The organism is Terasakiella sp. 4MB5A (assembly GCF_050058155.1).
GTDB classification, from domain to species: Bacteria; Pseudomonadota; Alphaproteobacteria; order Rhodospirillales; family Terasakiellaceae; genus Terasakiella; species Terasakiella halodenitrificans.
The window spans coordinates 1715370-1742134 of sequence record NZ_CP188815.1 but is presented as its reverse complement, the minus strand read 5'-3'; the positions used below and the strand labels follow the sequence as shown (position 1 = coordinate 1742134).

Sequence of the window (26765 nt, the reverse complement as noted above, 5' to 3'; positions counted from 1 at the left end):
TTTTATAAACAAAATGTCCATGAAGTCTAAACACAAAGAAGCCCTTGTTTGAATAACAAGGGCTTCTTTAAATTTTCTAGATATAGATGGCTTCAAAGGAAGGTGATTTATGAATGCCGCATTCTGTCTTGCCTTGGCCTGACCAGCGACCAGCCCGTTGATCTTCCCCATCTTTCACAGCCCGGGTACAAGGTCCACAACCGATGGACGGATACCCTTTGGCCACCAATGGGTGCTTGGGTAAATTCATTGCTTTAAATTGAGAAACCACCGTTTCATAATCCCAGTTATAAAGCGGATTAATCTTGAAACGACCATCATGGTCCAATTCAATTGCCTGCAATTGTGCGCGTTCACTGTTTTGGAAACGTTTACGCCCACTCACCCATGCATCATAAGGGCCCAAGGCTTTTTCAAACGGTAAAACCTTGCGGATATGACAGCAATAATCCGTATCACGTTGATAAAGGGTGGCATCACGATCCGCATTGTCTAAATGGATTTGTTCCGGCTGCACAGTGATAATATTGCTTAGCCCCAAATACGCTTCGATCGTCGATTTATATTGAAGTGTTTCTTCAAATAAATGCCCAGTATCGATAAACAAAACAGGTGTTGTTTTATCCACTTCAGAAACCAGTTTCAATAAAACAGCCGCTTCAGCCCCAAAAGAAGAGCTAATGGCGATCTTGCCGGGAAATTCTTCTTTCAACATAACTTCCAACAGCGCCTGACCTTCAAGTTTTCCATAACGCTGCATCAATTCCTGCACACGAGCTTCTTTATCGCTCGACGCGTCATTCAAGGGGCTAAAAGAAACGGCTGTTGATGTTGCAGTCATTTTGTCTATCTCAACTAATTTCATTTTGGTTCTTACGATTTAGTCTCCTTCTTTGATTTTGTCAATTATTTTTGTTATTTATTTTAATTAACATTTATAATATGTATTTACTAAACATAAAAAGATTAGCTAAATCCTCTGGAATAAAAAAACAAGGATACCGTCCCATGCCTCGCTTAAACGGCCCCGAATATCTTTCAGATCACAAACAAATAGATTCTATTGTTATTTTTCTTCACGGTTTTGGTGCGGATGGTCAGGACTTGATTGGGTTGGCACCCTTCTTTGCAGCCCAATTACCCACAACTGCCTTTTATGCCCCCAATGGGCCGCAAACATGTGAAATCTCACCTTTTGGCAGGCAGTGGTTCAGCCTTGCGCGTTACGATTCAGATTATTTACGGCGACACACCGCAACGCAGGCGACAGCATTTGAAGCCATGTATGCAGGCGCACAAGATGCCGCAGGTGATCTTCAAACTTACATTGATCATTTACAGACAAAGCACAAAGTCAGTTCAGATAAAATTGCTTTGGTTGGTTTTTCACAAGGCACTATGATGGCTTTGCATCTTGCCTTCCGACAACAAACACCATTTGCCGGCATTGTCGGTTTTTCAGGTGCGCTTGTCGGTGCATCGCATCTGCGGTCGGATAAGACTTGCACGTGTCCCGTTTTATTGATCCATGGCGAGGCTGACGAGATGCTGCCCATTCACGCCGTGGATTTAGCAGCTGATGGATTAACGCAAGCTGGTATTGAAGTTTCGGTCTTGAAACGCCCGTCCCTTCCTCATGCAATTGATGAAGAAGGATGCCACGCTGGCGTTACTTTTTTAAGAAAGAGATTTTCAAGCTAGAATCAAAAAGCACCTGACTTCAGGTGCTTTTTGAATTATTTCTCATTTAAAAATCAGTCTTCAAACGGGATTAATGCATCAAATTTTGCAATTTCCAACATGCGACGAACTTGGCCGTCTGCATTTCGGATAGAAAGGGTAAAAGGTCTCCCTACAGTTGCATCGCGCAGCAACATCAACATACCCAAGCCTGCAGAATCGATAAATTCCAAGCTGCTTAAATCAAAAATACATTTCGTACCGTTGTACTCTTTCAAGTCATCAACAATTTTACGAAACACAACATTATCGGAAAATGTCAAGCGCCCTTGAAGGAACAGTTCCTTACTATTGTCATCGCCACGAACGTTATATTCCATGTCTTTTCCTCGTCTAAACTAAACAGTGCTGCTAATTTGAACTTGCACCTTTTATATCTGAAAGTACCATACCTTGTTTTTAAATCTCGTCCAACAAATTCAAATACTTTCGATGCTTTTTTATTATTAAACTTATCTTACCCCACCGGGAAAACAGAAACTATTAATTTATTTTCCATAAACCTGTTTAATGGATGATTGTATTTCTCTAACGGCTGAATTTTCCGTATTTTCTGCATTTACCGTTGAGCTCAAGGCTGCTGCAAGCTCTGGCAATAAATCTAAATCTTTATTTTTTGGCTGACCACCGCTCTGTAAAATTGATTTAGTAACCGTCACCAATGTTGCCGCCAGCGTGGATACATGTGCGTAATCGCTATTTTTTAATCGCTTGCTAATGTCCTGACCAACATTCATTAAACGTTGTATCATTTCCACATTTTCCTTTGTGACTTGCCCCATCTTAAAGGCCGGCACAATGCGATCCACCAGATATTTAACTTGAAACACGTGACGTTCAATTTTTTGTGCATTCACATTCCAAACGGCATTGGCAATTTGGCGTTGTGTTTTATTGGGATCAAATTCCCCCGTGGCCTTCAACGCCAATGTATTGGGTACCGTGACAAGTGGAATTTCTTGGCCCTTTTGACGGGCTTCTTTACGACGATCTGGACCAATATAATCGGTTGTCACCACAAACGGTTTTCGTTTTTCAATGAGGAATTTGACACGATCGATAATTTTTTGTGCCACGACCGGTTTTATTTGCAAATCATCCAAGCCAGCCCGCGAGGCTTGACTGACAATTTCTTCACCAGCCTCATCAATAAACAGAATCACAGCAGCAAAAGGGTTTTGTCCCAAATGATTATGTCGCAAGCGATGGATAATTTCACAAACCAGATCACCTTTTAAATTCACATCACATAAAATGAGATCAGGGCTGTGAACCCGAATGGCTTCTTCAAAACTTTCGATGTCATAAGCATCCGTAATTTTACGAAAACCGTGATGGTGCAACACACCCTTCAAACTGCTTCGCAGTTGACGATTACTATCACCAATAAGGATACTAATATTTTCAATTTGGTATTTCGCCATATGTAAGATATTCCGCGCCATGATTTTTATGTCGTTCAATTAAAGAACGTTATGCGCGAACTATTAAACTATAACGACAGGTAAAAGAAACCTATCCTCACGTATAGTCCTTAAGTTTAAGGAACTTCTCTTTTTCCATCGGTGGATTAAAATAATAGCCTTGCAGCAAGTCACAATCGCGTTCCTCTAAAAACGCAACATGCTCCTCTGTCTCCACCCCTTCGGCGACAATACTCAACCCTAAACTGTGCCCCATAGCAAGCATCGCATTGACCAAAGCCGCATCATCATTAGAGTCTGGCAAATCAGAAATAAAGGCACGATCAATCTTTAAGATATTAAAGGGATAACGTTTTAAATAATTTAGAGACGAGAACCCGGTCCCAAAATCATCCACGGCAAGGCGTACCCCCAAATCCGACATAGCTTTCAAAGCGGTTAAAGTGGTTTCGGTTTCGGCCATACACACACTTTCCGTAACCTCAATCACTAAGCTACCCCGTGGCACCTCATATTCGACAAGCGCGTTCTTGACCACATCCACCAACGTTTGAGACCAAATTTGCTGGGGAGATACGTTGACTGCAATATAAAGGCCTTCAAATCCAGAGGCATGCAGTTCTTTCAAGGCCTGACAGGCTGTTTCAATAACCCATTGCCCGATAGAAACGATCAAGCCGGTTTCTTCAGCCAATGGAATAAATTTATCAGGTGGGATCAACCCTTTTTCGGGATGCAACCAACGGATCAATGCTTCTGCACCCGCAATGCGTCCCGTTTTAGGTTCAACAATCGGCTGGTAATATAAAGTTAATTCTTCTTTTTCCAGCGCCTTTCTCAACCATGCTTCCATAACAAGTCGTTCTTCAGCAGCACGGTTCATATTGGGTCGGAAGAAGCGGAACCCATTGCGCCCATCTTCTTTTGCCAAGCGCATGGCGGCTTCTGCGTTCTTAAATAAAATTGATGGCTCGTTTCCATCTTCCGGACATACTGTCAAACCAGCACTGATTGTCACAAACAATTCATGCCCATTAATATCAAATGGCGCACTGAAGGCATCCAGAACGTCGCGCACCACATTTTCGACATCACCGATACGCGAAATATCAGACATCACAATGGCAAATTCATCACCACTGACCCGACCAATACCGTAATTATTATCCAAACAGTTTTTCAGACGAAGAGAGGCCATAACCAAAAGCTGATCTCCAAAACTATGGCCTAAAGATTCATTCACCTTCTTAAAGTTATCCATATCAATAGTCATCAACGCGACATTATCGGAACGTCGCAACGCCTGCCCCAATCGATCAAGAATTAACCCTCTGTTAGGCAACCCCGTCAACTCGTCAAAATTTGCCTGACGATAGAGTTTTTCTTCCGTCTTTTTTCGATAGGTAATATCTTCCTTTGAAATCAAAAGGTTTGTCAAAACACCATTTTCGTCACGGATCGGGGCCACACTGGCATTTTCCCAAAAGAGTTCGCCATTTTTGCGCTGATTACAAAATTCACCACGCCATTCTTTACCGTTGTTAACGGCTTCCCACACGGCTGCATTTTGTTCCAATGATACAAAATCGCCGGCAAGAATATCCGGCAATTGCCCCAAAACTTCTTTACGTCCAATCCCGGTAACCTGCTCGTAATGGGGGTTTACATATTCCAGTCGCCCTTTGCCATCCGTAATCATAATACTGATAGGGCTTTGTTCTACCGCGCGGAAAAGCTTACGTAATGTCGCCTGCTCCCCCAAACGTTCCTTACGCATTTTGACTTCGCGCAATTCGCGCTCAATCGCGGGCACTAAGCGTGCATAGTCGCCTTTTTCGATAAAGTCATGCGCACCTGCCTTAAGCAAAATCACCGCATCCTTGGCACTCACGGCCCCGGAAATAATAATAAAAGGCAAATCACTTTCATGTTTAACGGCAATATTCAGGGCAGCTGGCGCGTTAAAGGCAGGCAAATTATAATCGGATAGAACGAGATCCCATTCACCGGAAATCAATTGTTCTTCAAATTCACGGGCTGTTTCAACCCGCGTGATAGCCGTGTCTAAACCACCACGACGCAACTCCAATCCAAGGAGTTCACAGTCGTCTTCAGAGTCTTCCACCAGCAAAATTTTTAGCTGTTCACTCATGCCTTATCTATTCAGTCTATTTTTACCCCTGCACCTTTCATAAGGTGACTTATTGCACGATAAAACACAAGCTTCTTCTGCTATTCTATTGCTGAATAACGCTTTTTAATTCACGAGGCTGCTTAATACTTCTTTTAAATCCGCAGGCATTACAGGTTTTGTCAGTAAAGGTACATTTTGTATTTCCAGTTTACAAATTAATGAAGCTGCGGCATCACCGGAAAGGACGATTGAAGGGACATTCACCCCCAGCTTACGGCGCACAGATAAAATTACATCCAGACCTGTCTCCTGACCACGCAGGCGGTAATCAGCAACAATCGCATCAAAGGGTAAACCGTTTTCAGGTTGCCTACACAACTCGAGCGCTTCCTGCCCTGTCGCAGCGAGTAAGGCAACACACCCCCATGCCTCCAGCATATATTTTGTAGCCATCTGAACATCAATTTCATCTTCAATAAATAAAATACGTTTTCCCTTCAGAACTGACCTCACAGCCCTTGAAGAATTCAAAGTTTCATTTTCTTGCACGTCACATGTTTGAACTTCAAAACTGAATACGGAGCCTTTTCCCAATGCCGATGTCAGTTGAATTTTTGTATTTAATAGCTTGGCAACTCGTTCGCAAATTGCCAAGCCTAAACCAAGACCCTTTCGACGGTCACGCCCTCTGTTGCCAATTTGGCGGAACTCTTGAAAAATAATTTCATAATCTTTTTCTTCAATACCAATCCCCGTATCCAGAACACATATGCTCAAATGTTCCCCTTTGCGCCGAATTCCAACGAGAATGCGTCCTTTTTGCGTATAGCGCACGGCATTTGCTATTAGGTTCCTCAAAATACGGTCAAACTGCAAGGGATCACTAAGCACCCAAAGAGATGACTTCACGAAAACAAGTTTTAACCCCTTATGTGCCGCAATCGGTGCAAATTCATCTTCCAAGGCCTCAAAGCATCGGGCCAGATTAACAGGTTCCAACTTCACAGGAACAGCGTTTGCGTCCAGTTTCGATATATCAAGGATCCCCGAAAACAATTCATTCATGGTTTCCAAAGATGTCATAACACGTTCCAGGACCTGTAGTCCTTCTGGGCCGGGAATATGCTGTTCCAAAACACCCAACAGCAATCCAATCGCATGTAAGGGTTGGCGAAGGTCATGACTGGCCGCTGCCAGAAACTGCGACTTGGCCAAACTTGCCAGTTCTGCCTTTTCCTTGGCTTCTTCCAATTCATGTTGATAGTGCACTTCCTTGGTTAAGTTATGAAAAGTACAAAGAAATGCCGACATCCCATCATAAAAAATTGGCGTACAGGAAAGCGTGAGAATCAACGTTTCCCCCGCTTGATTGCAAAAAATAAGTTTGTAATCATCAATCCCCTGATGATCGACCAAGTTTTGACGAACATCTGTCGGGAGATCAAGTTCATCAAATATTTTCTGATTATTTTCTAGATTAAAAACGGCTTGCGCGGCCTGATTGAAAAACAAGGCACGATCTTCTTGTTGTTCCACCACAACAACCGGCATGGGGGACGCATTAAAAATAAAACGCAGATTTTCTTCACTTGCCTTATAGGCTTCGCGGCGACGGCGATCTTGCGTCACGTCAATTCCGCTACAAGAGAGGCCAACAACATCGCCTGTCGCCTCATCTTTTAACGGTTCGACAACAAGATCAAAATATTCAGAATTTTCATCTCCTGCAACCGTTGGCATCTCGACACGTTCGCCTACTCCTGTTTCAAGAACTCGACGTTTGATAACCCCCATACGGTCAGCTAAATTTTTGTCAAGGATGTCCCAGTCGGTCAGCCCAATCACATCGTCTTGTACAAAGCCCATATGGCCGTTATAAAGCCACGTATAACGCAAATCCCGGTCATGATGACACATCGCCATAGGACTGAGGCGCAGGGCATCCAGAAAGCGCCGCTCAGAAAGGCGCACGCGTTCAACTTCCTCTCTTAATTTTTTATTTTCGGCTTCTAATATAGCCAATCGCTTATTTTGCTCAGATAAAGTCATAAATAAAAAATGCGCTAAAGTAACCCAGAGATTACTTTAGTCGCATATTTTTACCCGTTAAACCAGCTTAATTCTTGCAAAAGCAGTTTTTGGTTATAAACAAAAACTCCGCAAACATTGGTCACCAATTTTGAGGCTTTTATGACTTAGAATTCAACAGCCAGTTTTGCCGTTGCCGTATGACCATCGGCGCCAGTTCCGCCTTCTGTCTTGCTGTAATCTTCATCAGCGAGATATTCAAGCGTCAAGGCCGTTTTGTCGAAGACTTCAACTGTTACCGCCGCACCCACACGTGTTTCCGGCAGGCTCAAAGCCAATGCTTCGTCGGAACCTTGATAAGTTGCAGCAAAGGTGGTCGGCTTACCCATAATTTCGGTCGCATAGGAGAGTTCCGTATTCCATGCGCGCGGTTGCGCCCCTTTGCCATTAAAGGCCAGCTCACCAACCTTAAACGTATCAGTCGCCTTCACATAGCCGGCATTAAACGTAATATCAGAAACCGTGACAGAGCCATTCAAACTCATCCCGCCCACATAACTGTTCAATGCGGTCGGCCCGGTCACAACACCGTTCACTCCATCAGAATCAGCGATATTATTAATATAAGCGGCCCCCAAAACATAAGACAAGCCAGCATCTTCCCCTTCAAAGGCAACATTTAAACCATATTGGTCGATATTGTTGCCTTCACCAGCTTGCTGCGTATCACCATTAAAAGCAAAGCCTTCTGCACTAAATCCGCCATATGTCGCACCGACCAAAATGGCGTTTTCTTTAGTTTCACCCAATGTTTTTGTAATCGGGTCTGTACTCATCGCCGTATCGTAATTCCCAAACGGCAAGGCCCACTTGCCAACTGTTGTATACAGCGGGAAGTTTTCTTTATTCGCGATTTCAATAGTTGCTTCATCCAACGTGATATTGTTGGAACCATCTTCATACAAGGCCACAATGTTTGTGGTCACATATTCATGCGGCTTCGCTGAAAAAGACAATTCAGCCTTTGCCAAAGACAAATCGCTGCTATCAGCCCCACTGAAGGCTTCTGTCGATGTTGCTTCAAATTCCAGAACACCGCCAATTTGGACAGTATCCAAAAACGCAGGGGAAGCTTTTTCGGCTTCCACTTTTTGATCTGTTTTCTCCACTTGCGCCTGTGTCTGCTTCAACATCTTATGAAGCTCATTCAGTTGGCTTTGTTGCTTATACAACATAGCCAACAATTCTTCACGCGTTGGTTCAGCTGCCATAGCAGAGACAGACACTAGGGTTAAAGCGGAAGTCACCCCCATTAGGGCATTTTTTTTAAATGGAAACGTTACTGACATTTGATTCACTTACCGGTTTGCTCAAAATTTAAAAACGGACAGATAATGATAATCATTATCGATAAACGCTTTTAAAGAACATTAAACCGAATTGCAAGTGTTTTTCATAATCATTATCATCTGACGGCACCAGAAAAGAAAAATAACAAAATGAAATCCAAAAACAAAAAACCTCGCTTCTATGAAGCGAGGTTTTGTAATGGTAGGCACTACAGGATTCGAACCTGTGACCGTTCGATTAAAAGTCGAATGCTCTACCAACTGAGCTAAGTGCCCTCATTTGAGGTGGTCCGTTGTACCGCTTGGCGGTGTGTCCGTCCCGTTTGGTGAGGCGGAACATAGTGGGGTCGACGCGTCTGGTCAACAAAGAATTTAAAAAAAATGCATTTTCTTTTAAAAATATTTAAAAACAAACAGTTACAGACGCTTTAATGGTACATTCACGACAAAAAAAAGCGCCATTTTCAATTTAACTGGGAATCTCATTCAGCCGAAACCATGAGAACACCCCTTTTTGAAAACGGCGCATTGTTCTGATTCGATCCTATTCGTCCTCGTTAAAACGCTCCATAAGCTTTTCTCGCACGTTCGGTGTAACGAAGTTACTGATATCGCCACCTAATTTGCCAATCTCTTTGACAAAGCGTGAGGAGATAAACTGACATTTATCCGAGGCCATTAAAAAAACCGTTTCGATATCTGGCTCCAAATGGGAGTTCATCCCCGCCATCTGAAATTCATATTCAAAATCTGAGACCGCACGTAACCCCCGAACAATAGTTTTAGCCCCTTGAGCCGCAGCAAAATTCATCAGCAAGCTTTCAAAGGGCTTTACCTCGATCGTTGCACCTGTACGTTCCATGATGGCAGGAAGTTCATGTTCAACCATCGCAACACGTTCTTCCAACGAAAATAAAGGGCCTTTGCCGCGATTAATTGCAACGGCCAGAATCAGGTGGTCGACAATATTGGTCGCTCTTTCAATAATATCCAGATGACCGTTTGTTACCGGGTCGAAGGTTCCCGGATAAATACCAATGCGCTTTTTAACCATGAGACATCACTCCTCAAAAGCATAACAGGCCGTGCGTAGAAGACTTTTAGCCTTCCACGCCTTCGTCATTGCCTTCCTGTATATCGGCAATTTGTTCTGCCTGTTGTTCCATACCTTCTGCAGAAGGTGTCTCATTTTCAGTTGCGACCTCAGTATCGTTATCTACGTCAGCCTCAGAATCATCCCCCATATCGCGGAAACAGCTAACGGAGACAACACTCTCCCCATCTGCAACACGGAAAAGGGTGACGCCTTGAGTCTTACGCCCGGCTATACGGATTTGGTCTACACCTGTGCGGATCAGTTGCCCACCATCTGTCACCATGATGATCTCATCTTCAACTTCGACTGGGAAGGAGGCTGCAACCTTGCCATTACGTTCGGACATTTCGATATTGGCAATGCCTTTACCGCCCCGCCCGGTTGTACGATATTCAAAGGAAGAAGACCGTTTCCCAAAACCACGTTCAGTAACGGACAGCAGGAATTCTTCTGCCGCTTCCATTTCGGTGATCTGCTCTTCGCTTAACCCTTCTGCAACGACTTCTTCACCACGGCGTTTCGCATTGGCATACCGCAAATAGTTATCACGTTCTTCAGACGTCCATTTCCCGCCATGCAGGATTGACATACTGATAACACGATCTTCACCCTGCAAACGGATGCCACGCACACCTGTTGAATTTCGACCCGCAAACACACGAACATCTTCAACCGCAAAACGAATACACTGACCATTATGTGTCGTCAGGAAGACATGATCTTCCGGGCTACAGACCGAAACAGCCACCATCGAATCGCCGTCATCAAGCTTCATCGCGATTTTCCCGTTGGCCTTCACATTTGTGAAATCGGACAACAAGTTACGACGCACCCCGCCAGAGGCGGTTGAGAACATGATATGCATATCTTTTGCAATGCTCTCATCTTCCGGCAGTTCCATAACGGTTGAAATGGTTTCGCCTTCACCCAACGGCAACAAGTTCACCATCGCCTTGCCTTTGGATTGCGGTGTCCCCAATGGCAGACGATATACTTTCATTTTGTAGACCATCCCACTGGAAGAGAAGAACAACAGCGGTGTATGGGTATTGGCGACGAAAACCTTTTCGACGATATCTTCTTCCTTGGTGCTCATGCCTGAACGGCCTTTACCACCACGGCGCTGCGCCCGGTAAGTATCAAGCGGCACGCGCTTCATATAGCCGGAATTTGTCACCGTCACGACCATATCTTCGCGTTGGATCAAATCTTCGATATCATGTTCAAATTCAGCTTCTTGAATTTCAGAACGGCGCGGTGTCGCAAATTGCGTGCGCATATCCAACAATTCGTTGCGCATCAAAGTCATCAATTTTTCACGTGAACGCAAGATAGAGAGATATTCTTCAATCTCCGCACCCAATTCACGCAAATCATTGGCGATTTTGTCGCGTTCCAGACCTGTCAATTTATGCAGACGTAAATCCAAAATGGCTTTGGCCTGTGTTTCTGACAGTTTGTATTTTCCATCAACAACCTGACGATCCGGCTCATCCAACAATTGGATCAACGGTTCGACTTCGCCCGCTTCCCATGCCCGTTCCATCAAGGCCGCTCGCGCAATCTGCGGATCAGCGGCCTGACGGATCAGTGCAATAATTTCGTCAATATTCACAACGGCAACAGCCAAACCGGCTAAAACGTGTGCTTTATCACGTGCTTTACCCAGTTCATAAACGGTACGGCGGGTGATAACTTCTTCACGGAATGCAATAAAGGCCTGTAAAATCTGCTTCAGGTTCATTAATTCCGGGCGGCCCTGGTTCAGGGCCAACATATTCACACCAAAACTGGTTTGCAGCGGTGTAAATTTAAAGAGCTGATTGAGGACGATCTCCGGGTGGTGACCTTTTTTGATTTCCACAACCACACGAACACCGTGACGGTCGGACTCATCGCGCAGATCGGAAATGCCTTCGATTTTCTTATCGCGAACCAGACCTGCCATCGTTTCAATCATACGGGCTTTATTGACCTGATACGGAACTTCCGTAATTATGATCGCCATGCGGTCTTTGCGGATTTCCTCGATTTCCGTACGCCCGCGCATAATGACGGAACCACGCCCTGTATGAAACGCGGAGCGCAAACCAGATTGCCCAAGGATAATCCCGCCGGTCGGAAAATCAGGCCCGAAAACATAATCCCGGATCAGATCATCAATCGACAAATGCGGATCATCAATGAGCGCACAACAGGCATCAATTAATTCCCCAAGGTTATGTGGCGGGATATTCGTCGCCATACCAACGGCGATACCACCAGCCCCATTCACAAGAAGGTTGGGGAATTGTGCAGGTAGGACGCTAGGCTCTACCGTAGAATCATCATAGTTGGCTTTAAAATCGACGGTTTCCTTGTCGATATCAGAAATCAGATTATGAGCCGCTTTATCCATACGCGCTTCGGTATAACGCATGGCAGCAGGTGGATCACCGTCCATAGAGCCAAAATTGCCCTGCCCGTCAATCAAAGGTAAACGCATAGAGAAGTCTTGCGCCATACGCACCATCGCATCGTAAATCGCGCTGTCACCATGCGGGTGGTACTTACCCATGACATCCCCGACGATACGGGCCGATTTACGATAAGGTTTATTGTACTCGTAGCCGCTTTCTTTCATGGCATAGAGAATACGACGGTGTACCGGCTTTAGGCCGTCGCGCACATCCGGCAGTGCCCGGGAAACAATTACGCTCATCGCGTAATCAAGGTAGCTGCTTCGCATTTCGTCTACGATAGAAACCGGTGCAATGTCCATACTTGATGGTGTTTGTTCGTTGTCGCTGGTCAAGTGACTAACCCAATCTGTTATATCTTCATTAAAAGCATGCTTTTGAAACGGACAAAACACACTTTTCTATTTGGGTGAAAGGTATAGCAATTTTCAAAATCAACAACAACCAATCAATGCCCCCTCACCCAAAGAAAAACGGCCTTCATTCAACTGAAGGCCGTTTGTAACAAAAATCAACGATCATTTTGACTTACATCATCGTAGACATCATCCAATAAAGGATCGCTGCCAACAAGGCTGAAAGCGGCACCGTAATCAACCAGGCAGCCACAATCGTCGTTAAATGCTGGCGGCGAACCAGCTTGCGGCGGCGTGATTTTTCCTGCTTTTTGGTTAAACGTTCCAAGGCCTCGCCACGCCCCTTATCCGAACCCGGTTCACCGGCTTCAGGTAAAACCTTTTCCAAACGTTCCCGTTTTTTCTTATTGTTCAGATATTCACGGAAAAAACCGACACCAAACACACCGCCAACCGCGATATGTGTTGAACTCACCGGTAGCCCCAAGGCAGAAGCGATAATAACTGTAATTGCCGCCGACAAGGCCACACAATAGGCGCGAGCACGATCCAGTTTGGTGATTTTTTCGCCGACTGTGCGCACCAGTTTCGGGCCAAACAGCAACAAACCTGCGGCAATCCCCAAGGCACCAACAATCAGAATCCACATCGGCAAATCAACTTTGCCTGTCATATCTGCCCCGCTGGCCACACCAACAACCGCAGCCAATGGACCAACAGCGTTTGCAACATCGTTTGCACCATGCGCAAAAGACAAGAGAGCAGCAGAAAAAATCAACGGAATCGTGAAAAGGTCACCTACAGCACGACGACGATTTTCAATTTTTGCAGCCGCCTTGGCCACAACAGGCTTCACGATCACCCATGTACTTACAAAGAAAACAAGACCGATTAATATGACAATTTCGCCACTCGGCTTCCAAAGCTTTTTCAACCCTTTCATGGTCAAATACATTGCAAAAGCTCCAGCCATAAAGCCAACAAGAATTGGAACCCATTTTTTGGCTGCCGTGATTTTGTCTTCTTTAAATAAAATCTGGAATTTAATCAGCGCAAGGAAGGCAGCTGCAATCACCCCGCCCATCACAGGTGAGATCACCCAACTTGCTGCAATTTTTCCCATTGTCACCCAGTTGACAGCACTGAGCCCCGTTGCCGCAATTCCGGCCCCCATAACGCCACCGACAACAGAATGTGTCGTTGATACGGGTGCACCGATAAATGTCGCAAGGTTTACCCATAATGCAGCGGCAAACAACGCCGCCATCATAGCATGAATAAACATGACGTCACTTTCCATCGCAGCCGGGTTTACAATACCTTTACGTACCGTAGACACCACATCACCGCCGGCGATAATCGCCCCCGCAGCCTCAAAAACAGCGGCAATGATAAGCGCCCCCGTCATGGTCAATGCTTTGGAACCAACTGCTGGGCCAATATTGTTGGCAACGTCATTTGCCCCAATATTCAATGCCATGTAGGCACCCAACAAGCCTGCCAGTACGATAAAGACCTGATTACTGGCATCTGCAACTTGGGTGAAGGCAAAGAATCCAACCATCACCAGAAAAAGAATACAAATACCAAATTTCAGATTGCCGCGACTAATTTCTTGCACAGCGTCTTCGAATCTACTGATGTTTTTCAACTCTTTATCGAGTTTCTTCAGATCACCGGATGGAAGAGGATTCTCAGCCATTTGAACACCATTCGCCCTATTGAAGTCAGGAGCTTGTAACTTTTTAGTCATAAAAAGTACACAGTAAAAAAAGAATGTAACAATAGTGTCATATTTTAATTACTTATAATTGTATTTAATAGCTGAAAATATCGCGAATTGCAAATTGCCAATTACCTATAAAGTGTAAAACGGAACATATCGCCATAAATTATTCATCTTCAACGCTTTGCCATTGTTCGACAATCAGATAGAGTGAATATTCATAGATATAAAAAAACGCTCATACCTCATCCATTACAAGCGATCTTAGAAAAACCATGTACCGCCGCTTTTTCACGCCTCTTTTCTTTGGATTGAGTTTCATCCCCAATAAGGCATGCGCCAATGTCGCGCTTAGCGATCCATCATCAGAGACAATCCTTCTTTTTGTCATTGCGATTTTTTTTACCTTGGTTACAGGCGTCTATTTCATACAACGCCGTCATCTCAAAAAGAACAACACAGTAAAATTACAGCAATATCTCGGCGCAATTGAAAGCATGTCACATAAGACACAGGCTCCTCTGCAATCTACACCCGAAGAGACAATCCTTTGGCTTCTTAACGAAACAGCAAAAACGATTGATTGTGCACAAGTCAGCTTATGGCGCTTTGATGACCAAAAAAACAATCTCATCCAACGATATTGTTTTGACAGCCAACAAGATAAAAACAGACCTCCCCTTCACATTTCTTCAGACCAACAACCTGCACTCTTCGCTGCCCTCCAGCAAGAAAAGACCTTGAGTATCCCTGACATTCAAAACGATTTGCGCTTTATAGAACTGATTAATTTTTACAAAAAAAATGACAGACCGTTATCTATCTTAATGGTGCAAACTAATTTCGGGCAAAAGGCACACGGCATTCTTCAAATATATACCCGACAACAACACCGTCATTGGGATGACAGTGATCGACAATTTGCCAATGCTGTTGCGGATCTGATCTCGCTTTATCTATCCACAATGGAATTGCAAAAAACACAAGAAAGCTTAACCGACAACGAAATCAAATTACGTGACCTTCTTGATGCAAGTTCTGACTGGTATTGGGAAACAGATCAAAACCATTGTTTTAGCTATTTTTCAGACCAATTTACTCAATTAACCGGCATTAACGAATCGCAACTGATTGGTAAAACCCGCTTGGCCTTAAAACCACATGCATCGCAAAGTGCCAAATGGAAACAACATCTTGATGATCTTGATCATCACAGACCATTTCGCAATTTCCAATATACGACCCACATAGGTGATCGTGAAATCAGCGTAACAAGTAATGGAAAGCCGTTTTTCGATAAAAATGGTGATTTTGCAGGATATCGCGGGACCGGTTCTGACCATACGGAAAGCACCGTCTTTAAGGCACGTTTTGAAGAAGGGCTAAACGCGCTTCCAAACGGTTTTTTAATGTGGGATTCTCAAGACCGTTTAATTATGTGGAACAATACCATCTTCGATATGTTCCCTGCTCTGGCCCCTTATGCCAGTAAAAAACCAACTTTCCTTAAGTTAATGCAAGTTTGTCACCAGAAAAAGGTTATTAAATACCCCCGCCCCTTTACTAAAACTTATGCAAAAGCCATTGTACATGCACATCAAAAATGTGGGATTAATGAAGTCGAATTAACAAACGGCCGCCACCTTCTTGTTCACGAACATCAGACATCCGAAGGCGGCATTGTGGGGATTTACACTGATATTACAGCCCTCAAGGAACGTGAAAAAGAAATCCTTGAAAGCAAGAAAATATCCGAGACCCTTAGTTCTTGTAGCAATATCCTGTTTCATGCCCGCAACGAAAGTTTCATCCTATCGGAAATCTGCCGTATTATCACCGAAACCTTCCCCTTTGATACAGCATGGATTTCCCTGTTTAATACAACCGGGCAATTACCGGAATTTCTCAAAGTGAATATGCTGCGTGGTCATCAACTTCCACTGACCTCCTATCGCCCATCAAGCACATTGAAACAAGCTTTCATCAAGCAAGAATATATGATCCTCGATGAAAATCTTTTGATGCAAGCCTACCCAGACTTTCAGCCTTTTTTTCAGGATGCAAACCTGCGCGTTGCCGGTATTTTTCCAATTTGGATTGATACAAAAGTCACGGGTTTTCTAACCGTTGTGTCAAGCGATCTCAAAACGTTTCATAATCGCTACATCAACCTTATGTCTGAACTTGCAAATGACGTCGGCTATGGCCTAACCAGTTTACGTAGCGAGCACAGCCGCTTGATTGCAGAAGAAGCCTTGCGTGAAAGTGAAAGCCGATACCGTAGCCTCGTAGATATGTCGCCTGACGCTATTCTTGTTTTGGATGAACAGCATAAAATCGTTTTCTCCAACCCAGAAGGCCATGTCTTGTTTGCCACCACCAATCGGGCGGAGATTTATCATAAATCCTTCTATGATTTTCTGGAGAAAGAACAAGATATTTTTGCCAACGCACCACGCATCACCGATGATGACCCGACACAATTCATCGGCTCTGTTATCTTACGACGCATGGATGAGCGATTATTTGAAGCCGATATAACCTCACGCCCTGTTTCTTACGCAGGCCTAACAACCCGACTACTCATTATCCGTGATGTCACCGAGCGCAATCGCGTCAATGAACATCTTGCACAAACGTCCAAGCTCGCAACCTTAGGGGAAATGGCTGCCGGCATTACCCATGAACTGAGCCAACCGCTTAACATCATGCGTTTTGCAGCAGAGGGTTCCTTGCTTAAAATGCAACGCGGCAAACTTGAAAAAGACGAGAGTCAGAAAAAATTTGATCTCATCAGCATGCAATGTGGTCGCATGGCGGACATTATTGATCACATGCGTATTTTCAGCCGCAAAGACACCGGTGATCTGGAACTCTTTGATCCCACTTTAGTCGTTCGGCAATCTGTAGATTTGATCGAGTCCCAATTCCTTGCGGAAGGTATTCATCTGGATGTTCGCTATCCTGCCCATTACGCCATGCTAAACGGGCGCCCCATACAGTTGGAACAAGTTATCCTGAACCTCGTTAACAACGCGCGCGACGCCATCAATCAGCGGCATAAAACAGCAAGCTGGGAAGAAGACGAGAATAAACAGATCATTCTGCAAATCACCTATGATCAAGCTGACCATAAAATCAATATTGCGGTTACAGATAACGGAGGCGGAATTCCCGAAGATGCGCTTGCCAAATTATTTGATCCCTTTTTCACCACCAAAGAAGTTGGCAAAGGGACAGGTCTTGGTTTGTCTGTAAGTTACGGTATTATTGCCGCAATGGGGGGGGCCATTCGGGCACGAAACGTTCACAAAGGGGCACGTTTTGACATAACTTTGCCTTGTGCCATTGAAGAAGAGGAAAAATTCTCTCCTATGCGCCTTGCACAAAAAACCATGCCCAAAAATATTCCAATTCCGATCATTGAACTGGATGACGATGAAGACGACGACTTGGATATGAATGCAGATGGTGCAAAAGTTCTTGTTGTCGATGACGAAATATACGCCGCTGAAGCCATGATGGAATATTTGTTCGATCAAGGGTATCAGGTCAATATTGCAAGTGACGGTGAAGAAGCACTCGAACTCTATGATATGGAGACCGTTGATGTTGTTGTCACCGACATGCGCATGCCCCGTATGGATGGTTATGTTTTAATCCAGAATTTAAAAAAGCGCAGTCCTTCCCTTCCCGTCATCGTTGTCACCGGACATACCGGGATGGATGATGCCGATCAGCACGATCTGAATTCACTTGCATTCAAAATCCTTAAAAAGCCTGTCAGTCTTTCTTATTTATCCGAGAGCATCGAAGAAGCTCTCAAATCTGTCACTGAAAGTACGTTTTCTACTATTGAGGATTGAGAAATATATAATATTACAATATGATATGCCCAATTATTGGTGAAAATGAAAAAGCGCACATGAAAATTCTTATTGCAGATGATCACAATCTCGTTCGCGAAGGCCTTCGTCCCTTTCTTGAGGAACTAAGCCCCAACGTTGAAATCATGGAAGCAGCATCCTTCGATCAAGCTTACGAAATCTCAAAAGCAAGCGATGGCTGGGGGCTCATTTTGATGGACCTAAAGATGCCGGGAATGAACGCCTTTGATGGTCTAGTCAAAATGTGTGAGGCGCATAAAGATGTCCCTGTCGTCATCTTATCCGGGCATTTTAATCGCCATGACGTTTTGGAAGCTGTTGAACGTGGTGCTGCTGGATACGTTCCTAAAACCATCAGCGGATCCGCTATGGTTAATGCGCTGCGTCTGGTCTTGTCCGGTGAAAAATACATTCCTTCTGCCGCCTTTCAGGATACACCCGAATCAAATGACGATAGCCCGATCGGGCGCAGTGCAACCAGCAACGATATGAAAAACGGCCCGCTGTCACGCTTAAGCGACCGGGAAAAAGAAATTCTCGGCCATTTGATCGAAGGTAGCACGAATAAAGAAATTGCGCGTAAACTTGGCTTACAAGAAATCACCGTCAAGGTACATTTACGCAACATCTATCGCAAAATGGAAGCCGCCAACCGCGCCCAAGCCGTCCGCATCGCCTTGCAGAATGGTTGGGAAGGGTAACCTATACCAACTATTTTATTTTTATCGTTTCAGCATAAATTTTTAGTAAGTTTTGAATATGCGTAGGCATGTCTCTTGATTGGCTTTCTAATCCTAGCCTCGCATTTCTTCCTTTTTCCACGACCCACGTATCATTTAGGGAAATATCTTTCAAGATCTGGCTCAAGGCCTGCACATCACCATTAGGAAAGACTTTTCCAGCATCGAACTCTCGGACAAATTGCTCTGCAGCCGTATTAGATGCCGCAATAATTGGAATTCCATGGGCAGCAGCCTCCAAATAAACGAGCCCCTCTGGTTCCTGCCACCGGGATGACATAACAAAAGCACGTGCTTGGGAAAAGGCATGGATATAATCCTTGCCCGTCAACCATCCTGTAAAATCCAATTGAGTAAAACGCTGCTTCAACTCTTCGAATTGCGACCCTGCACCAACAATTTTGCCTTTCACGGCAGCCCGTTCACAGCCTAAAGCAAATATGTCCATACCTTTTTCTGGTGAAATTCGTCCTGAAGATAGAAAGACATCATTTTGTGCTACATCCACTACATCATATCTATCTAGTGCTATTGGATTCAAAAGTGTCGTAATCGTACGATCTATTGGCAGAAATGGCTCCAACACCCGTCGACTAAAATCTGTGACGGCAATAAAACCGTCTATATCTGTGGGGATACCGTCAGTTTGAAATCGTTTCTGTCGCAGTACACGAAACATTTTAAAAGCCATATTACGTGAGTCGCACGAGCAGAAAACGCAAGACATCCCCAGTGGAGTATATCCGCAATTTGCTTGAGTACTGTAATTATAGAGGCCACCATTTGGACAGGCGGAAAAATAGTCATGCAAAGTGAGAACTCTTGTAAGGTCCATCTCCCGCAGGGGTTCAATCACGCTGCCAGTTAGGATTTTAGAATAAGCATGGATATGAGCAATCTCAACGGGGTCTTCTCCATTGATTTCATCGAACCACTCTTTCATCATCTTTACAAAAAAAGTATTATGAAACGCACCTTTCAACGCAACGATTGGCGATGCACCCAATTGTGTTAAAGGGTCCTCCTGAGCGCTTAACTTCACCGATATATTTGGATGATCGAGAAGGGGGTCAAAAGTGTTACCCCCCGCCCAAAAGTGAACTTTTTTACCAACATTTGCGAGCCCGACCGCCTCCGAAATCGCCACTTTTGCAGCCCCGCCTGTAATTGTCGCATGGTCATTTAAGATAAGAATCGACATAATCTATCCTAAGCTCACGATAGGCAGTGGCTACGATGCCAAGCATCCAAGTTTATCAAGGCCCAAATCATTTGACTACATTCCGTTTGATCATTCAAATGGCGTTGAACAAGATATTTCACCCGGGTTTCATCCAAATATCCTTCTTGCAATAAGGGGCTGCTCAATAACTTATCAATTTCAGAACGGGCAACAGGCCCTTTCAACCATTTGGACATAGGTGTCCCAAAACCGGTTTTGGGGCGATTTAAAATTTCATCCGGTAAAATGCCCTTTAATGCGTTTTTCAAAATAGGCTTTGTATATCCCCCTCCATTTGCACCAGACAAGCGCACAGAACGAGATAATCCTGCCATGTATTCCAAAAGGCGATGATCTAAAAAAGGAACTCGAGCTTCGATACTATGAGCCATTGTCATTTTATCAACTCGCATCAACAGTAATTCAGGTAAACGATGGTCCAACTCACGCATCATCATCTGTTGGCAGATATCGGCCTGTTTATAATCTGTTTTCAATTTCAATAATGAATGAGACGCCGCAGCCCGTGCACTCAATAAAATCTCACAACTTGCATCCATCCCAAGCGTAGATAAATCAAACTCAATTTCCACTCTTTCATTTTCCTGTGGAAAGGACGGACAAATCCATTGCGCATTAAGATCATAAAACCCAATTGCCCCGGATAAGAACTGCGGTTCCTTTCGAAGAAAACGACTTAAATAATCTAAACGAGAGAGAATTCCAGGCTGATCAGCAGGAAGCTGCTCAATAATAGATGCCACTCCTTTCGAAAGAGGGTGCCCCCCAATCATGGATTGGCCTGCATGCCACCATTTATCATGACGGCGTAGACTGTCATAATAATGCATATAGCCGAAGAAAGGCTCATCGGCCCCTTCTCCCACCATAACCGTACGCAGCCCTTTTTGATGAGCTTCCCGTGCCAACGCATAAATGGGCATACATACCCAATCAGCAAGTGGATCTTCTTGCGCTTCTACAATAGAATGCCAGTCTGCAAAAACATCTTCTTCACTAAGGGTTATATTGGTATGAGAAGCCCCCATTTGGGCTGCAAATTCCTGCGCAAATACGGACTCATCCAGATAATTCTCCTCATCATACCGAACAGAGAAGCTATCCATCCGTTTACCCGTAATCTTCCGTGTCAACGCAAGAATGGCACTTGAATCAATTCCACCGGATAAAAAAAGTCCAACTGGAACGTCTGCATCCAGTTGTTGTTCAACAATTTCAAACAAGAGATCACGAACTTTTAAGGTTGCAACCTCTGGATCCGTAACGGTTAGCCCTTGTTCAAATAAATTCCCTGTATCATGGTTTGTTGCGACCCAATAACGTCGGGTCTGCATCGAAAAAGTATTTAAATCACATTCCAACAAGTGACCCGGAGGAAGTTTATAGACACCCTTCATCAAGGTAAAAGGCGCACTCACAGACAAAAAAGAGAGGTAATGGCGCAGGGCAAGACGATTGAGTTTTTTTTCCACACCCGGCATGGCTAAAATCGCGCGCATTTCAGACGCAAAGATCAATTGATTGCCTTGTCGGGTCAGATACAGTGGTTTAATTCCGGCAAAATCACGCGCTAAAAACAGCTTTTCATATCGCTCGTCATAAATGGCAAACGCAAAAATACCACGAATTTTTTTTAGTAACTCATCAAGGCCCCAGCATAAATATCCCTGCAGCAGAACTTCCGTATCAGAATGATCTGTCACAAACGTCCGCCCAGACCGTTCCAGTTGTTGACGTAATTCACGAAAATTATAAATTTCGCCATTGTAACAAAGAACAACATCTTTTTTGTTCGAACTTCGCCAAACCATAGGCTGATTGGCAGTATCTTCCAAATCGACGATTTTTAATCGGCGGTGCCCAAAACCAACTTTTTTTGATTTATTAAGCCATTGACCATCTGCATCAGGCCCCCGATGGTGCATGGTATCACTCAAGGTCTTGAGAAGATCCACAGACAAAGTGCGTTCTGCATCTCCACTTAACGCAACTCCGACGATACCACACATCTATCTTCACCTATTGGCTTACTTAACAGCCTGCGTCTGTTCAAATAAAAGCTAGCTCTGTACGGGGCGCCAGAACTCTTCCTCGGCACGCAAAGTGGTTTCCATATTTGCAACTTGCTGACGACAAATATCTCGACCTTTTGACGGATCCTTTACAAAACGGATCAAGCAATCAATCATATCACCGTGACCTTTATCCAAATCACCTTGCCATAAGGTCGCCCCAGATGCCAAGTCCGTCACTTTATCATAACCAAAATCATAGACATGGCCATCAGCAAAAATCTCGGCTTTTTCCTTATCTAAATTTTTATGCCCTAATGACGTATAAATCAGATTTGCAATTGAACCATCTTCATAGCGGATTTGAGTAGAAAAATTTTCCTGCTTCATTGCTTTATCCGCCGATGTTCCACCAATGGTCATTGATTGGACATTCACAGCTGGATAACCAATAACGGACTGGAAGAAATCATAAATATGGCAACCTTCCCCCAGATTGCGCCCGCCGCCCATAGGTCCACGCGTCCAATGATTTTGCGGTAATGCCAACGCATTCATCCGATAAGAAACCATTAACGGATTTTTTCGCTCTCTTAATGCATTGATAAGTGCAACAGTACCCGGCGCAAAACGTCTATTGAAACCAACAAACAATATCTGGTCCGGTCGTTTTTCAAATTCTTCGCGGATTTCTAGAAATTCATCCTGATCAAGTGTCAGTGGTTTTTCTACAAAAACATGCTTTCCGGCACGCAAAGCCGAAAGAACAAGTTTGCCATGACTGTCATGTCTTGTCGTAATATAAACCAGATGAACCGCAGGATTATTTATCAATTCATTTGGATCGACATAAACATCCTTGATTTTATAACTTTGCGCCAATCCAGCAGCCACTGCAGGCTGGCGGGTCGCAAGTGCAACAAGATCACAATCATTATGATCACATAACTTCGGCAAATGAATCCCTTGTGCAAACTCACCTGCACCAATCAGGCCCACACCAATTTTACCTGTTGCCTGTACAGACGCGGTTTCATCCCACCCAGAAGCCAAAGATGCCGCCTCTGAATTGTACGAGAACAATCCAAATAGTGGGCGATCAACCGCCTCAGGTTTCATTTTATCATATAATTGGGGTGCTTCATCCACAGAACGAATATGGGCAAGTTTAGCTAGATGGAGATCAACCTTACCTTCATCAATCAAGGCAAGATATGATGCCATATTGCGATTTTCAGTCCACCGAACATAATCGAATGGATAATCATTTCCTAAGATTTCGTAATCTGGATCATAACGTCCAGGACCATAAGAGGTCGAAATCAGTACGTCCGCTTCGCGTTTATATAACGGTTCACGATCTAGATCTATTTTCGCATCGCCAACAACAATGACTTTTCCCTTGCGACGACAAAGTTCAACCGCCGTATTCACCAGCTGTCTATTTTGTGTTCCTGCCGTAACAAATACGGCATCCACACCACGCAACCCAGTTTGATGTTGACAATCTTTTAAAAGAGCATCTCCTGTCGCGTTCAAACAAAAATCTGCACCCGCAAGCTTTGCCCAATTAAGCCGTGTCTCATCCGTATCAACAGCAATGACACGTAACCCCGCAGCTTTCGCAAATTGTACAAGCAGATTACCGATCAGGCCTAAACCCACAATAACAACCGTTTCACCTAATTGAGGGGTTGCACGACGCAAAGCCTGCATCGCAATCCCACCAATCGCAACGGTGGAAGCTTCATCCAACCCGACTTGCGACGGGATGGGAACAGCTAAATTAACTGGTATCGAAATATATTCAGCATGAGAGGCAAAACCGGCCCCTGCACAGGCCACACGATCACCGACACAAAAACCTTCTACACGGTCCCCAACGCCGACGATAATACCAGAAGCTGAATATCCAAGTGCTGTCGGGGGAGCAAGCTCCCCCTTTGCCTTACGCCATGTTTCTTGCAACCCTCTTTCTTGCATCATCTTGAAGGCTTTTTGAATCTTATCAGGATTCTTCAAGGCCTTCTTCCACATCGGCATCTCAGCATAACCAAGTCCTGCCAGTTCTGTGCCTGCGCTAATGCAGCTGAAAGATGTTTTTACAAGCAACCCTAATTCAGGAATATCCGGCTGGGGCGTTTCCAGCACTTCAATTCGGCCTGCTTTTTGGCAGACTTGCTTCAATTCCAAACCCCACGTGTGTCCAAAATAACTTTGTTTTTCAAGTCTTTTAAAGACAAATCAACAAAGGCATTATGATCAACAAGCAAAACAACAATATGTGCGTCGTTCAAAGCTGTTTCCAAATTCACCAGTTTGATATTTTCTTTATCAAGTTGTTTCGGCAGCTTTTCCAAATATGGTTCGACAACAAGTAATTGAGCTTCACCTTGTGCTTTTTCAGCCAATTCTTTCACAATATCTACTGCCGGACTTTCCCGAATATCATCAATATTGGGCTTATATGCCAGTCCTAAACAAGCGATTTTCGGATGCTTGAATTCTGATGCCATCTGTTGAATTTCAGCGACAACCTGACCAGGGCGTGCTTCGTTTACCAAGCGAGCTGTCTTCACCAGCTTTGCAATTTCAGGTGCACTGTCAACTACAAACCAGGGATCAACGGCAATACAGTGTCCCCCAACACCGGGACCAGGGCTCAAAATATTTACGCGTGGGTGGTGGTTGGCTAATTTGATCATTTCCCAGGGATCAATCCCTTTTTCACGACAGACCAAAGCCAGCTCATTTGCCAAAGCAATATTTACGTCACGGTATGTATTTTCCGACAGTTTTACCATTTCTGCCGTCGGTGCTGTTGTTCTCAACATCTTGCCAACAACAAATGCGCCATAAAGATCACAAGCTAATTTTGCACTATGTGCACTCAAACCACCGATGATACGATCATTTTCAACCAATTCAATCAACAGGCGTCCCGGCAAAATTCGTTCAGGGCAATAAGCGATTGAAATATCACTGTCGTCACCTGCATCACAAGGAAATGTCAGATCCGGGCGTGCTTCTTTCAAAATATCCTGAATAATTTCAGTTGTGCCAACGGGTGACGTTGATTCCAGAATAACGAGGTTCCCCTTTTCCAACACCGGTGCAATCGATGCTGTGGCTTCTTTTACCATTCCGATATCCGGGTAACGACCATCGCGTAAGGGCGTTGGGACTGCAATAATGAATGCCTCTGCCTTTTGCGGAGCATTATAAGCTTTCAACTTGCCGGATGCCACAGTCCCTTGAACGATATAATCAAGATCCGGTTCGACAATATGTGCTTCCCCATTATTGATACAGGCAATCACATCTTCGTTGACATCAACCCCCATAACTTCAACATCGCGACTTGCAAATGTTGCAGCTGTCGGCAAACCAATATAGCCAAGTCCTACGACACAAATTTTCTTAAAGTTCATAATAATCTCTTAAAATATCTGCAATTTGTTGAGCGGCAGTTCCGTCACCAAACGGGTTTGCTGCTTGTGACATTTCCTGATAAGCATTTGCGTCATCAAGGAGGCGGAACATTTCCGACACAATTGTCTCGGTTTTCGTTCCTACTAATCTTGCAATACCGGCATCGATGGCTTCCTGGCGTTCAGTCACATCGCGCATAACCAAAACAGGCTTGCCCAATGATGGTGCCTCTTCCTGAATACCCCCTGAATCCGTCAAAACAATATCAGCACGATTCATTAAGTAGACGAAACTCTCATAATCTTGCGGCTCAATAAGGAACACATTATCGGTATCTTTTAGAATACGATTTACAGGCTCACGAACATTCGGATTTAAATGCACAGGATACAGAATTTGCACATCAGTTCGTGCACTGATTTCTTTTAGTGCGTGACAAATGTTATCAAACTTCTCACCAAAACTTTCGCGTCTATGCCCTGTTACCAAAATTAATTTCTTATCAAAATCCAGGAAATCGAACGGTGCAGCAATACGTGATGCACGTCCTTCATCCGATTTTAAGATAGCGCTCATTTCCAATAAAGCATCAATGACCGTATTCCCTGTAATAAAGATACGATCTTCCGGCACATTTTCATCACGCAAGTTTTGTGCAGATTTTTCGGTTGGTGCAAAATAAAAACGTGTCACCAAATCACAAAAACGGCGATTGAATTCTTCCGGCCATGGATTATCCATGTCCCCGCTACGCAAACCGGCTTCGACATGACCAACCGGAATTTTCTCATAATATGCTGCAAGTGAAGCTGCCATTGTGGAGGTTGTGTCCCCATGAACGAGAACAACATCGGGACGCCACTCCTTGAAAATATTTTGCAGACCTTCCAGAATTCCCACCGTTACGGTAGAAAGCGTCTGATTAGGTTTCATAATTTTCAAGTCGTAATCAACCTGAAGATTAAAAATATTAACCACCTGATCCAACATCTCACGATGCTGTCCCGTCACACAGACCCGACTTTCAGCCCCAGATAACTGAGCCAGAGCTTTAACAACCGGTGCCATTTTAATGGCTTCTGGACGCGTTCCAAATACCGATAAAACTTTCAACCTTTTCTATGCCCCCTAAGCATATG

17 protein-coding genes and 1 tRNA gene are annotated in these 26765 nt (G+C 44.3%); 3 read left to right on the top strand and 15 right to left on the bottom strand.

What is annotated here, in order from left to right; all coding sequences use genetic code 11:
- Positions 1-76: 76 nt before the first annotated feature.
- Positions 77-841 carry a phosphoadenylyl-sulfate reductase gene (locus ACI0FF_RS07980; RefSeq protein ID WP_419799577.1) on the bottom strand — a complete coding sequence of 255 codons (765 nt, stop codon included), beginning with the start codon at positions 839-841 and terminating at the stop codon, positions 77-79.
- Positions 842-1008: 167 nt separating this feature from the next.
- Between ACI0FF_RS07980 and ACI0FF_RS07975 the strand changes: the two genes are divergently transcribed.
- On the top strand, positions 1009-1701 hold the full coding sequence (locus ACI0FF_RS07975) for an alpha/beta hydrolase (RefSeq protein WP_419799576.1): 693 nt from the start codon (positions 1009-1011) through the stop codon (positions 1699-1701).
- Between the two features lie 53 nt (positions 1702-1754).
- On the opposite strand, the gene ACI0FF_RS07970 is transcribed toward ACI0FF_RS07975, so the two are convergent.
- From ACI0FF_RS07970 to ACI0FF_RS07930, 9 genes are all read right to left on the bottom strand, one after another.
- Entirely contained in the window at positions 1755-2060 is a 306-nt protein-coding gene (locus ACI0FF_RS07970) for an STAS domain-containing protein (protein ID WP_419799575.1), read from the bottom strand.
- A gap of 168 nt (positions 2061-2228) precedes the next feature.
- The gene (locus tag ACI0FF_RS07965; protein WP_419799574.1) at positions 2229-3185 is read right to left on the bottom strand and encodes a response regulator; all 957 of its coding nucleotides are present in this window, start codon (positions 3183-3185) and stop codon (positions 2229-2231) included.
- 76 nt (positions 3186-3261) lie between these two features.
- The gene (locus ACI0FF_RS07960) at positions 3262-5316 is read right to left on the bottom strand and encodes a putative bifunctional diguanylate cyclase/phosphodiesterase (RefSeq protein ID WP_419799573.1); all 2055 of its coding nucleotides are present in this window, start codon (positions 5314-5316) and stop codon (positions 3262-3264) included.
- Positions 5317-5421: 105 nt separating this feature from the next.
- Positions 5422-7269, bottom strand: coding sequence for a hybrid sensor histidine kinase/response regulator (locus ACI0FF_RS07955; RefSeq protein WP_419799572.1), 1848 nt, complete (start codon positions 7267-7269; stop codon positions 5422-5424).
- A gap of 224 nt (positions 7270-7493) precedes the next feature.
- Positions 7494-8675 (bottom strand): LbtU family siderophore porin, encoded by a 1182-nt coding sequence (locus ACI0FF_RS07950; protein WP_419799571.1) that lies wholly within the window; start codon positions 8673-8675, stop codon positions 7494-7496.
- A gap of 200 nt (positions 8676-8875) precedes the next feature.
- Positions 8876-8951, bottom strand: a tRNA-Lys gene (locus ACI0FF_RS07945).
- Between the two features lie 268 nt (positions 8952-9219).
- Positions 9220-9729: a pantetheine-phosphate adenylyltransferase gene (gene coaD / locus ACI0FF_RS07940; RefSeq protein ID WP_419799570.1), complete on the bottom strand. Its 510-nt coding sequence runs from the start codon at positions 9727-9729 to the stop codon at positions 9220-9222.
- 46 nt (positions 9730-9775) lie between these two features.
- Positions 9776-12532: a DNA gyrase subunit A gene (gene gyrA, locus ACI0FF_RS07935; protein ID WP_419799695.1), complete on the bottom strand. Its 2757-nt coding sequence runs from the start codon at positions 12530-12532 to the stop codon at positions 9776-9778.
- A gap of 226 nt (positions 12533-12758) precedes the next feature.
- Positions 12759-14288 (bottom strand): inorganic phosphate transporter, encoded by a 1530-nt coding sequence (locus ACI0FF_RS07930; protein WP_419799569.1) that lies wholly within the window; start codon positions 14286-14288, stop codon positions 12759-12761.
- A 299-nt stretch (positions 14289-14587) separates the two neighbouring features.
- On the opposite strand from ACI0FF_RS07930, the gene ACI0FF_RS07925 reads away from it, so the two are divergent.
- Together ACI0FF_RS07925 and ACI0FF_RS07920 are read left to right on the top strand one after the other, a co-directional pair.
- Positions 14588-18178, top strand: coding sequence for a response regulator (locus ACI0FF_RS07925; protein WP_419799568.1), 3591 nt, complete (start codon positions 14588-14590; stop codon positions 18176-18178).
- A gap of 59 nt (positions 18179-18237) precedes the next feature.
- Entirely contained in the window at positions 18238-18900 is a 663-nt protein-coding gene (locus ACI0FF_RS07920) for a response regulator transcription factor (RefSeq protein ID WP_419799567.1), read from the top strand.
- 10 nt (positions 18901-18910) lie between these two features.
- On the opposite strand, the gene ACI0FF_RS07915 is transcribed toward ACI0FF_RS07920, so the two are convergent.
- The 5 genes from ACI0FF_RS07915 to wecB are packed head-to-tail and all read right to left on the bottom strand — an operon-like array spanning position 18911 to position 26739.
- Positions 18911-20140 (bottom strand): glycosyltransferase family 4 protein, encoded by a 1230-nt coding sequence (locus ACI0FF_RS07915; RefSeq protein WP_419799566.1) that lies wholly within the window; start codon positions 20138-20140, stop codon positions 18911-18913.
- Between the two features lie 14 nt (positions 20141-20154).
- Positions 20155-22191: an asparagine synthase (glutamine-hydrolyzing) gene (gene asnB, locus ACI0FF_RS07910; RefSeq protein WP_419799565.1), complete on the bottom strand. Its 2037-nt coding sequence runs from the start codon at positions 22189-22191 to the stop codon at positions 20155-20157.
- 51 nt (positions 22192-22242) lie between these two features.
- The gene (locus tag ACI0FF_RS07905; protein WP_419799564.1) at positions 22243-24381 is read right to left on the bottom strand and encodes a bi-domain-containing oxidoreductase; all 2139 of its coding nucleotides are present in this window, start codon (positions 24379-24381) and stop codon (positions 22243-22245) included.
- Complete coding sequence (gene wecC, locus ACI0FF_RS07900; protein WP_419799563.1) at positions 24378-25625, bottom strand: UDP-N-acetyl-D-mannosamine dehydrogenase; 1248 nt, start codon at positions 25623-25625, stop codon at positions 24378-24380. Before wecC ends, ACI0FF_RS07905 begins: the two co-directional genes overlap by 4 nt.
- Complete coding sequence (gene wecB / locus ACI0FF_RS07895) at positions 25615-26739, bottom strand: non-hydrolyzing UDP-N-acetylglucosamine 2-epimerase (protein WP_419799562.1); 1125 nt, start codon at positions 26737-26739, stop codon at positions 25615-25617. Before wecB ends, wecC begins: the two co-directional genes overlap by 11 nt.
- Positions 26740-26765: the final 26 nt, after the last annotated feature.